This window comes from Rhizobium sp. 268 (genome assembly GCF_036571585.1).
Lineage (GTDB): Bacteria > Pseudomonadota > Alphaproteobacteria > Rhizobiales > Rhizobiaceae > Rhizobium > Rhizobium redzepovicii.
Window position 1 is genome coordinate 188,956 of the sequence record NZ_JAPPSO010000013.1, and the last position, 10,221, is coordinate 199,176.

Genomic DNA, 10,221 nt, shown 5'->3' on the forward strand with positions numbered 1-10,221 from the left:
ATCACCTTTTCGCGAAATCCCCGTGCAATATGACGGGCCCTCGCAAAAGCCTGATTATCTCGACCTTTCCACGAAAAAAGGGCCGGCACCCGGGCCGGCCCTTTCAGGATTGTCAGGATGCGAATGGCATCCCTCGGTATCAGTTCGCCGGCTGGGCGGGTGCTGCCGGAGCAGCCGCGCCGGGAATTGCCGGAGCCGGGCTTGTCGGCGCTTTCAGGGTGCCGGCGGCGTTGTCGAAATAGCGGAAGAATTCCGTATTCGGCGACAACACCAGCGTCGTGTCCTGCGATGAAAGCGCTGAAGAGTAGGCGGCCATCGAGCGATAGAACTCGAAGAAAGCCGGATCCTTGCTGAAAGCGTCGGCGAAGACACGGTTGCGTTCCGCATCGCCCTGACCGCGCAGGATTTCCGCATCGCGCTGGGCGCCCGCGGTGAACTCGACGACCTGGCGATCGGCGACGGCCCGGCGGCGCTGACCTTCTTCATTGCCCTCCGCGCGGATGCGCTCGGCTTCGGCCAGGCGTTCCGAACGCATGGCGTTGTAGGTGTTGGGCGCAACCTCGGGAGAAAGGTCGGTGCGGCGAATGCGAACGTCGTCGATATGCAGACCGAGATTTTCGGCATCCGTGCGCAGGTCGTCTCGGATTTCCAGCATCATCGCGACACGCTCTTCCGAGAGCGCGGCATTGTAGTCGCGCAGGCCGTAGACGCGGCGAAGCGATGAATCGAGCTGCGCCCTCAGCCGCGCTTCCGCGGCCTCGCGGTCACCCGAGACCGTTTCGCGGAAGCGGCGAACATCCGAGATGTTATAGATCACGAAGGCATCGACGTCGAAAGTCTGGCCGTCCTGAACCTGAACGCGGATATTGTCGAGATCGAGCCTCAGCGCCTGCTTTTCCACAAGCTGGACGCGGTCGGCATCCATGAAGCCGAAGGGCAGCTTGAAATAGATGCCGGGTTCGGTCTTGACCGACTGGATCTGGCCGAAGCGGACGACGATCGCCTGCTCGCGGGCATTCACCACGAAAATCGACGAATAGAGGCCGACCAGCACGATGGCGAGGATGAGGAGAATGATGGGAAGTCTGTTCGATGTCATGGTTCAACCTCCCTGCTGCGCCGGCTTGCCGAGCTCATTGAGCGGCAGATAGGGCAGCACGCCCTGCTTCTCGTCGATGATGACCTTCTTCGAGTTCTTCAGCACCTGCTCCATCGTTTCGATGAACAGCCGTTTGCGGGTTACTTCGGGCGCCTTCGAATATTCGTCGTTGATCGCGGTGAAGCGCTGCGCCTCGCCTTCGGCCTCCTTAACGACACGGTTCTTGTAGGCGGCTGCATCTTCACGGATTCGTGCCGCATCGCCTCGCGCCTGACCGAGCTTCTGGTTCGTGTAGCGGTTGGCATCTTCGATCGTGCTGTCGCGGTCTCGGCCGGCACGCTGCACTTCTTCGAAGGCATCGGCGACTTCGCGCGGCGGCGCCACGTTCTGGATCGTCACACCGGTCACGGTCACGCCGGCGCCATACCGGTTCATCGTATCCTGCACGATATTGAGCACATCCACTTCGATCGGCTGGCGATTGCTGCGGAAGGCGTCCTGCGCCGGACGACGCCCGACGATTTCGCGCATGGCGCTGTCGGAAACCTGCTGCAGGGTCTCTGCCGGATTTTCGACGTTGAACAGATAGGCCTTCGGATCGCTGACCGTGTAGAAGACCGCGAACTGCACGTTGATGACGCTCTTGTCGCTCGACAGCATCAGCCCGTTCGAAGACGATGCAGAGGTCGCTCCGATATTCAGCTGTTGCACGGTCACCTTGACGGTCTCGACGGATTCCAGCGGCCAGAGATGGAAATGCAGGCCGGGCATCGAAATCTCGTCCTTCGGCTTGCCGAACCGCAGCTCGACGCCGCGTTCGTCCGGCTGCACCACGTAGACGCACTGGATCAGCCAGAAAATGGCGACGACCGCCGCGACGATCACCGCCACGCCGCCGTTGAAACCGCCGGGAACGATGTTGCGCAGCTGGTCCTGGCCGCGCCGGATGATATCTTCCAGATCGGGCGGTCCGCCCTTGCCGCTGCCACCGCCCCGCGGGCGGTTCGGCCCTTGGCCCCATGGTCCCTGATTATTACCGCCGCCGCCGCCCCAAGGGCCGCCGCCGCCATTCTGATTGCTCCAGGGCATCAAAACCTCGTTGTTCGTTAAGTCTTCCACGCATCCGGAACCGTGGGGGCTGACCGGCGGATGCGTTGGGACCGTTATAAGTATCGCCGCATCGGCTTTCAACGCAACGTGAGAAACTTGGTCAATTTAATTGGAAAATAGTTCATTTTCAGGCGTGTCGGCGCTCGTAGACGACGAAGCGCGTGGGGTGACTGTCCTTGTCGCCTGCCGGCACCGCTATAGACTCCCCTGCCCGCCAGATGTCGGGATCGATCGCGGGGAACGAGGCGTCTCCGTCGAGATCGGCTTCGACATGGGTGATGCACATCCGGTCGGCAAGGCCGATCGCCTGGGCATAGATCTGCCCGCCGCCGATGATGCAGATCTCGTCGATGCTCTTTTCGCGTGCCAGCCTTTCGGCCGCCGTCATCGCCTCCGTCAGCGAATGCGCCATGGAAACATCGGGATGGTCTATCGCCGCCTGCCTGGAGATGACGACGTTCGGCCGCCCCGACAGCGGCTTGCCGATTGAATCATATGTCTTGCGGCCCATCACGACAGGCTTGCCCAATGTCAGCGCCTTGAAGCGCTTGAGATCGCTCGACAGCCGCCAGGGCATGTCGCCGTCGCGCCCGATGATGCCGTTGCGGGCAACGGCGGCAATAATGGTCCTGCGGATATCGGCCATGGAATGTCTCGGATCAGACGGCGATCGGCGCCTTGATGCTGGCATCGGCCTCGTAGCCGATCAGCTCGAAATCGTCGAAGGTAAAGCTGAAGATGTCTTTCACATCGGGATTGATGCGCATGAAGGGAAGCGGCTTCGGCTGGCGCGCCAGCTGCAGCTTCGCCTGGTCGAAATGGTTGTGGTAGAGATGGGCGTCGCCCAGAGTGTGCACGAAATCGCCAGGCTTCAGCCCGGTGACCTCCGCCACCATCATCGTCAAAAGCGCATAGGAGGCGATGTTGAACGGCACGCCGAGGAAGATGTCGGCCGAGCGCTGATAGAGCTGGCAGGAGAGCTTGCCATCGGCCACGTAGAACTGGAACAGGCAATGGCAGGGCGGCAGCGCCATCTGGTCGACCTCGGCCGGATTCCAGGCAGAGACGATATGGCGGCGCGAATTCGGATTGTCGACGATGCCTTTGACGAGATTGGCGATCTGATCGATATGGCCGCCGTCCGGTGCCGGCCAGGAGCGCCACTGGGAGCCGTAGACCGGCCCGAGATCGCCGTTTTCGTCGGCCCACTCATCCCAGATCGAAACGCCGTTCTCCTTGAGATAGCCGATATTTGTCTCGCCCTTCAGGAACCATAAAAGCTCGTGGATGATCGAGCGCAGATGCAGCTTCTTTGTCGTCGTGACGGGAAAGCCTTCCTGCAGGTCGAAGCGCATCTGGTAGCCGAAGACCGAGCGCGTGCCGGTGCCGGTGCGGTCGCCCCGGTCGGAGCCCTTTTCCATCACATGGTTGAGGAGATCGAGATATTGCTTCATGGCGCGCTGATTCCGTTTGGCTTAATTTAGGCTCCCGGCAGAAGGAAACCAATCGCCGGCGGGCATTTTCCCAATGTTTCTGATGGGTCGCATAACGCTTTTATGACGTTGGCACCTTCCTTGGGCAGCGGAAACCCCTATACCACCCATGCTGGCTTTCGGCCGGCTATGGCGATAACCGAGCGGTGTAATAAACCTATTGGACCCGGGGGCGTTATAGCAACAACCCTTGCCATTTAGTCGATGACTCTTCGCTTCAAGCTCTGCTCTGCTCCTCGCCATCAACCTTGGGAGGGAGTTTCCCTCCCTGAAACGCCCCATTCCGATACCGCAGGGCGACCGTCAGCATCGTGAACGACCTCTAACGGGCATCGGCCTGTTACGGCGCGCGCGGGACTTGCCTGCCAGGTCGCCGGACCCTCGCGAACGCGCCGACGACAACGATGCGATCGTGCATTTATCAACGAAGAAGCAGTAACCGACATCAAAATCAACGCCTCCTCCTGCTAGGCCTATGGCATTCACGCATCTCAATTCGGCACCGAATGAAGCTCATGTATCGGAGTCTTATTCAACGAATAACGGTCGATTTTGAAGTATTGAGCCATTTTTCTGAGTCAGAATAAGGTAGCCGACGAACCTTCTTGTTCGAGCGCAAGCTATTGAAAATATTGCACCTTATCCGTCGATTGCTGAAGCGCTCGCGTTCGAGAATGCGGCAGCACTCGACCGGGTTCATTTCGGTCAGTTTGATGGTGATGGCCTCCTCTGCCTATCCAAGGTCCGATTGTACCTGTTCATCAGCAAGCCGCTTTGACCAAACGCAATGCGAAGGTCGACTCCAGATGCATCATGGCGAAGAAATAATCACAGGAGGCCAGTATGAGACCGCAATTCCATCTTCCTTTGTCGACCTATCCCGACGTGAGTTCCTTCACCATCGTTGACAACGCAATCGACCTCGCCCGCCAGATTGGCGCCGACCTCTTCGCGAGCATCCCGCAGGTACGGGTCCCGCCAATCCACCAGCCATTCCCCACCATGATCGATGTCGACCTCTGGCGCGGGCAAGCGGAGGGATACAGCCGGGACAGCGGTGCTTCGCTTCGAGGACATATTGCAGACGCAGCCTCGGAGAGCGGTGTCGACATACGCATTCATGGCTTCGACGCCAAGGAGCCGTTCATCTTCGAATGCTTCACGAAAATCGCCAGGAGCAATGACCTGTCGATAGTGGAGGCTTCGGAACTCTCTCGCCAGTTCTCGGAGACGCTGCTGTTCGAGAGCGGGCGTCCGTTGCTCCTTTTTCCCGCCACCAGCGTCTTTGGTCGCATCGATACCATTGCGATCGCCTGGGACGGCAGCGCGACCGCGGCGCGGGCAATCTGCTGCGCACGGATATTCGCCGAACAAGCAACGAAAATACAGGTCATCTCGGTGACCGACGACAAGCAGATCGACAAAGCGAACCGCTCCATCCTAATGTCCTCGTTAAAGCGCTCCGGGCTCGAGGTGGAGGACGTACCTGTTCAAGCCAAGGGGGAGTCTCCGGCTGCCGCGCTTCAGGCGGCAGCGCTCGAACGGAAGGCGGATCTTCTCGTGGCGGGCGGATTTGGCCACTCCAGGATTCGCGAATTCATCCTCGGCGGCGTTACTCGAGAACTTCTTTGCAAGGCCGAGATGCCGGTCCTTCTCGCTCATTAAAGGGCACGGAGGACGTTGAGGATCACCGCTACGTCGATGCCCTCCTGAAGAGGGGCGCGACCGACTGGCGGGAAATATCCGGCCCCCGCGAACCCACCGCGACGAGCGAGAGGCCGATGCCCGTATAGACGCTCTGCGACGTGATCCTCGGGACCAGGGCAGCAGCCGTCAGAGAAATGGCAGCGAGTACAGACAATCGCCTATGAGACCGTAACGAAGGCAACAGTCGGAACAACGGCCCCATCGCCCTTCCAGGATGCGAAGCCACCTCCTCCGGGTTAGCCCTGCCGAATGGATGGGTTAATGAGGTCTCGGTTTGGCGATCGTGTTGAGCGATCATCAATGCCGTCGTCTCCTGGTTCCTGATGACATCCTTCTCCGTTCCGAAGTCGCATCCGTCTTTGATCGCGATCAATAACGAGCCGCGATATAGGCATTGGACGCGAATTCCCGTCAATCTTGAGTTCACCAGTGGTATGCAGTCACATTCGTTGGGAGAAGAACGCGTACCACCCGCCGCATCCGTTCCGAATCCACCGTCAATCAGGCGACGTGCCTAGCCAGCGCGCAGCGCGACCAGAGCGAATGGAGCGCTTCGACCAGATGGGCGATATCGGCATCGGAATGCAGCGGCGTCGGCGTGATGCGCAGACGCTCGGTCTTCTTCGGCACGGTGGGATAGTTGATCGGCTGGACGTAGACGCCGCAGTTGTCGAGCAGCAGATCGGAGATCCACTTGCATTTGGCGGCATCGCCGACCAGCACCGGCACGATATGGCTTGGATTGGGCACATGCGGAATGCCGCTCTGATCGAGCAGCATCCGGAGCTTGCGCACCCGGTCCTGATGGCGGGCGCGCTCGAACTGGCTGACCTTCAGGTGCTGGATCGAGGCGACGGCGCCGGCGGCAAGCGCCGGCGGCAGCGCCGTGGTGAAGATGAAGCCGGAGGCGAAGGAACGGATGAAATCGCAAAGCGCCGAAGACGCGGCGATATAGCCGCCCATCACCCCGAAAGCCTTGCCGAGCGTGCCTTCGATGAGGGTCAGCCGGTCCATCAGCCCTTCGCGCTCGGCAATGCCGCCGCCGCGCGGGCCGTACATGCCGACCGCATGCACTTCGTCGAGATAGGTCATCGCGCCGTATTTGTCGGCGAGGTCGCAGATTTCCTTGATCGGGGCGATATCGCCGTCCATCGAATAGACGCTCTCGAAGGCGATCAGCTTCGGCGCCTTCGGATCGGCGGCCTTAAGCTTGGCTTCGAGATCGGCGACGTCATTGTGCTTCCAGATCACCTTGTCGCACTTGGCATGACGGATGCCCTCGATCATCGAGGCATGGTTCAGCGCGTCGGAGAAGATGACCAGGCCGGGGATCCTGGCGCCGAGCGTGCCGAGTGCTGCCCAGTTGGAGACATAGCCCGAGGTGAAGATCAGGGCTGATTCCTTGGCGTGCAGATCGGCAAGCTCACGCTCGAGCATGACGTGGTAGTGGTTGGTGCCAGAAATATTCCGGGTGCCTCCCGCACCCGCGCCACAGTGGTCGATGGCGTTTTTCATCGCCTCGATCACCTTCGGGTTCTGGCCCATGCCGAGATAGTCGTTGGAGCACCAGACCGTGACTTCCTTTTCGCCATCGGCGGTATGGCGCGTTGCGCGCGGAAAATTGCCGCGGTGACGCTCGAGATCGGCAAAAACGCGGTAACGGCCCTCGGCATGAAGCCCGTCCAACTCGTTTTTGAAAAACGCTTCGAAATCCATCATCTGCTCCTGATTTGCGCCATCGATACATCGACCCGTCGAAGCCGTATTTGACGTTGGTCAAAATACCTGCAATCGCTCCGCCAGCCGAATGCACGGGCACACCGTACGGGCCGAAACCTCTGTCCTCGCCCGAAATATCGCGCCGTTGTTGATCCGCATCAATTGTCGAATGGACACGTAACGTTAAGAACGGCGCATGAGCCCCCTTTCACCTTTGGCCGATGCTGCCGCCACGCTCGTCGCGCAACCCGCGAGATTTTTGGAACTCGCCGAGCGAGCGCTTCCCTACCTTCTGTGCCTTACAACGATCAGCTTCGCAGCAGGCCTGTATCTCAGCTTTTCTTCCGACGTCGATTATCAACAAGGCGAGACCGTCCGGATAATGTACGTGCATGTGCCTGCAGCCTGGATGGCAATGCTCTGCTACACGATGATGACGGCAAATGCGATCGGCTCCCTCGTCTGGAAGCACCCTTTGGCAGACGTTTCCGCACGGGTCGCGGCGCCACTTGGAGCAGCCTTCACATTCGTGGCCCTGGTGACTGGGGCCATCTGGGGCAAGCCCATGTGGGGGACCTGGTGGGTATGGGATGCCCGGCTGACATCCATGTTCATCCTGTTCATCATGTATCTCGGCACCCTGACAATCAACCAGTCGATCGATGAACCCATCCGCGCCGCCCGCGTCACGGCCGTGTTGATCATCGTCGGGTTCGTCAATATTCCCATCATCAAGTTTTCCGTGGACTGGTGGAACACGCTTCACCAGCCCGCCAGCGTGTTGAGACTGGGTGGAACCACGTTGGATGTCGAATTCCTGTGTCCGCTCCTGGTCATGAGTTTTGCCTTCGGCACACTGTTTGCGACCCTCTATGTCGCGTCGATCAGAAACGAGATCTGGCGAAGGAAGCTGATCTCCTACCAGAGGCTCGCGGCAAGGGCCGCAGTTCACAGGGAACACCAGGATGGACCATGAATATTATGTGACCGCAGCCTATGCGTTGACGTTTTCAGTCATGACGATAGTGGCGCTGAAGGTGCTGTTTGCGGGGCGAGGCTATCGCCGACAGTTCGCCGCCATCTCAGCCGTCCGTCGACGGCAGCGTCGCGAAGGCGAATGAGATGCGGCGCTACGCGCTCGCCGGCGTCCCTCTCTTCGTCTTCCTTGGACTGGCCTTGGCCGTTGGAAACACGCTGTACCGGGAAGCGTCGGACGGATATTCGCCGGCGGCGCTTCCTTCGGCGCTGATCGGACTTCGGCATCCGTCCGTCAATCTTCCTCCGCTCGCCGGCCTCGGGCAGCCGGGCCTCACCGACACCGGTCTGGCAGGAAGTGTGGTCGTCGTGAATATATTCGCCTCCTGGTGCATTCCCTGCCGACAGGAACATCCGACCTTGATGAAGCTTGCCCAAGACAGGCAGGTCAGGCTTGTAGGCATCAACTACAAGGACGACCCGCAGCAATCATTGGCCTTCCTTCGTGACAATGGAAATCCGTTCGCGGCGGTTGGGACCGATCCTGATGGACGGAACTCCATAGACTGGGGCGTCTACGGCGTTCCCGAAACCTTCGTGATCGACCCGTCCGGCCGGATCGTCGCCAAGCACGTGGGTCCACTCGACGAGAGCAGTCTCGCAAACGAGATTGCGCTGGCCATCGCCGGCGCCGTGGCCTCAAAATGAGATTGGTTCCGCGACAGTCGTTCGAAGTGTTTGACGCCGGTCAAAGAGACGAGCTGCGGCTTCCCCTAAGATCCTCTGGCGAGTCGGGGGTGTCCCGTGTCAAGCGAGGAACTTGGCAGAGGCTTGCCCGGCACGAGGGCGCGACGCCGGGCAAGCCTCCTCGCTGATAGGAGGCCAGTCGGCTGCTTCTGCAAGCCAGAAAGATGTTCTTCGCCGATTACTCACGCTCCGGCATTGCGTAGCGCTTGCCTTTGAACCGGCCCCGCACTGCCTCATCAACTATCAACCTCTCGGCGACACCGAACAGCTAACCACCGTGAGCTGTCGCTGTGGGCGCACGCCTCTGTTGTCGCGAGCGGCAGGAGCAATTCATGTGGTCGTGGCACGTCAGTTTGAGGACGAGATGCACGAACCGCGGAAAATTAAGCCACGGTGACCGGCGGCCGGAAACCTTAGGTGCCGGTACGGCAATCGATAAGATTTGCGGACAATGCGCTGGCGTTGCAAAGTGGTTCTTCGATACTCGCAGGTCCGCCGGACTCGATCCCTAACTTAGATCAGTGTTGGGGAGCGGGGTCACTCGCAACCGATCTCGGTAGCCACCGGCCCCGAGGCTTTCCACCAGGATCCGGATTGCTTTGCGCTTAAGTTCCGATTCCACCTGCCCATCCAGCGTCACCTGTCCGTCCTTGACGGACACCTGGACCTTCTGCGGCGTCAGCCCCAGATCGGATCGCAGACGCGTGCGAACGGCCATCCGGACGGATTCGTCTTCTCGCGGGAGCGCGGTCGTCGGCGCATCCAGGATGATGCCCAGAATGTCCCTGCGACTAACAATTCCCACCAGACGCCCGTCCTCGACGATCGGCAACCGCTTGATCCGGTGTGCCTGGAGACTTTCTGCAATGTCGGAAACCTCGCTGTCAGGAGTCGCCACAATAACGTCCGGGGACATGACATCGGCGACCGACCAGCCATTCGTGCAAATGTAGCGCTCGAGGTCGATCTCAGAAATGATCTCGCCGGCCCGAGACGACCGAGTGGTGGCGCGGATTTCCCTCCGCAATAACAGGTCGCCTTCCGTGAGCATGCCGCAGACGCGGCCATCGTCATCGACGACTGGAAGTCCGCTGACATTGGCCTGCATCATGACGGAAACCGCGTGGCGCACGCTGACCGTGGGGCGGATCGAAACCACGCTGGTGGTCATTATGTCTTTTGCCTGCATGGCGCTGCCTCGCATCGGAGTGTATTCCGATGAAGATAACGTCAGGTCGAGGCTTCCGCGTTGATCTCCGTCAAACAGCACGGTCTCATTCGAGAAGCCGGGCGAGTCTATCATCCTCATCCGCGGTCAATTTACTTCCTGTCGGCTTGCCTGACCGCCTGCGGGCAAAGACCAGCAGTGAC

The 10,221-nt window shown here is 60.0% G+C and carries 10 protein-coding genes and 1 pseudogene; 4 read left to right on the forward strand and 7 right to left on the reverse strand.

Going from position 1 to position 10,221, the window contains the following annotated elements; genetic code table 11:
- Positions 1-139: 139 nt before the first annotated feature.
- The 4 genes from hflC to OS035_RS24985 all read right to left on the reverse strand — a co-directional run bounded on the left by hflC (position 140) and on the right by OS035_RS24985 (position 3,663).
- Complete coding sequence (gene hflC / locus OS035_RS24970) at positions 140-1,099, reverse strand: protease modulator HflC (RefSeq protein ID WP_097629301.1); 960 nt, start codon at positions 1,097-1,099, stop codon at positions 140-142.
- A gap of 3 nt (positions 1,100-1,102) precedes the next feature.
- Entirely contained in the window at positions 1,103-2,188 is a 1,086-nt protein-coding gene (hflK, locus tag OS035_RS24975) for an FtsH protease activity modulator HflK (protein WP_097629300.1), read from the reverse strand.
- Between the two features lie 148 nt (positions 2,189-2,336).
- Positions 2,337-2,855, reverse strand: a complete 519-nt coding sequence (locus OS035_RS24980) for a dihydrofolate reductase (RefSeq protein WP_331814195.1) — start codon at positions 2,853-2,855, stop codon at positions 2,337-2,339.
- Positions 2,856-2,868: 13 nt separating this feature from the next.
- Positions 2,869-3,663: a thymidylate synthase gene (locus OS035_RS24985; protein WP_097629298.1), complete on the reverse strand. Its 795-nt coding sequence runs from the start codon at positions 3,661-3,663 to the stop codon at positions 2,869-2,871.
- Between the two features lie 882 nt (positions 3,664-4,545).
- Here OS035_RS24985 and OS035_RS24990 point away from each other — a divergent pair.
- Positions 4,546-5,367: a universal stress protein gene (locus OS035_RS24990; RefSeq protein WP_097629297.1), complete on the forward strand. Its 822-nt coding sequence runs from the start codon at positions 4,546-4,548 to the stop codon at positions 5,365-5,367.
- A 543-nt stretch (positions 5,368-5,910) separates the two neighbouring features.
- On the opposite strand, the gene hemA is transcribed toward OS035_RS24990, so the two are convergent.
- Complete coding sequence (hemA, locus tag OS035_RS24995) at positions 5,911-7,125, reverse strand: 5-aminolevulinate synthase (RefSeq protein WP_183779633.1); 1,215 nt, start codon at positions 7,123-7,125, stop codon at positions 5,911-5,913.
- Between the two features lie 199 nt (positions 7,126-7,324).
- On the opposite strand from hemA, the gene OS035_RS25000 reads away from it, so the two are divergent.
- From OS035_RS25000 to OS035_RS25010, 3 genes are read left to right on the forward strand one after another with little or no spacing between them, the layout of a single operon-like run.
- Positions 7,325-8,104, forward strand: a complete 780-nt coding sequence (locus tag OS035_RS25000) for a heme ABC transporter permease (RefSeq protein ID WP_183779635.1) — start codon at positions 7,325-7,327, stop codon at positions 8,102-8,104.
- On the forward strand, positions 8,094-8,249 hold the full coding sequence (locus tag OS035_RS25005) for a heme exporter protein CcmD (RefSeq protein WP_097630109.1): 156 nt from the start codon (positions 8,094-8,096) through the stop codon (positions 8,247-8,249). Before OS035_RS25000 ends, OS035_RS25005 begins: the two co-directional genes overlap by 11 nt.
- Before the next feature lies 1 nt (position 8,250).
- Entirely contained in the window at positions 8,251-8,811 is a 561-nt protein-coding gene (locus OS035_RS25010) for a DsbE family thiol:disulfide interchange protein (RefSeq protein ID WP_097630110.1), read from the forward strand.
- 547 nt (positions 8,812-9,358) lie between these two features.
- Here the strand turns inward: OS035_RS25010 and OS035_RS25015 are convergent.
- Together OS035_RS25015 and OS035_RS25020 are read right to left on the reverse strand one after the other, a co-directional pair.
- A complete protein-coding gene (locus OS035_RS25015) occupies positions 9,359-10,039 on the reverse strand; it encodes a CBS domain-containing protein (RefSeq protein WP_097630111.1) in 681 nt (226 codons plus the stop codon).
- 85 nt (positions 10,040-10,124) lie between these two features.
- Positions 10,125-10,221, reverse strand: a pseudogene (locus OS035_RS25020) (cytochrome c-type biogenesis protein CcmH); the annotation flags it as partial.

What these genes read in the sequence shown, in the direction of transcription:
- hflC (WP_097629301.1), bottom strand. Translation starts at nt 1,099, where the DNA reads ATGACATCGAACAGACTTCCCATCATTCTCCTCATCCTCGCCATCGTG.
- hflK (WP_097629300.1), bottom strand. Translation starts at nt 2,188, where the DNA reads ATGCCCTGGAGCAATCAGAATGGCGGCGGCGGCCCTTGGGGCGGCGGC.
- OS035_RS24980 (WP_331814195.1), bottom strand. Translation starts at nt 2,855, where the DNA reads ATGGCCGATATCCGCAGGACCATTATTGCCGCCGTTGCCCGCAACGGC.
- OS035_RS24985 (WP_097629298.1), bottom strand. Translation starts at nt 3,663, where the DNA reads ATGAAGCAATATCTCGATCTCCTCAACCATGTGATGGAAAAGGGCTCC.
- OS035_RS24990 (WP_097629297.1), top strand. Translation starts at nt 4,546, where the DNA reads ATGAGACCGCAATTCCATCTTCCTTTGTCGACCTATCCCGACGTGAGT.
- hemA (WP_183779633.1), bottom strand. Translation starts at nt 7,125, where the DNA reads ATGGATTTCGAAGCGTTTTTCAAAAACGAGTTGGACGGGCTTCATGCC.
- OS035_RS25000 (WP_183779635.1), top strand. Translation starts at nt 7,325, where the DNA reads ATGAGCCCCCTTTCACCTTTGGCCGATGCTGCCGCCACGCTCGTCGCG.
- OS035_RS25005 (WP_097630109.1), top strand. Translation starts at nt 8,094, where the DNA reads ATGGACCATGAATATTATGTGACCGCAGCCTATGCGTTGACGTTTTCA.
- OS035_RS25010 (WP_097630110.1), top strand. Translation starts at nt 8,251, where the DNA reads ATGCGGCGCTACGCGCTCGCCGGCGTCCCTCTCTTCGTCTTCCTTGGA.
- OS035_RS25015 (WP_097630111.1), bottom strand. Translation starts at nt 10,039, where the DNA reads ATGCAGGCAAAAGACATAATGACCACCAGCGTGGTTTCGATCCGCCCC.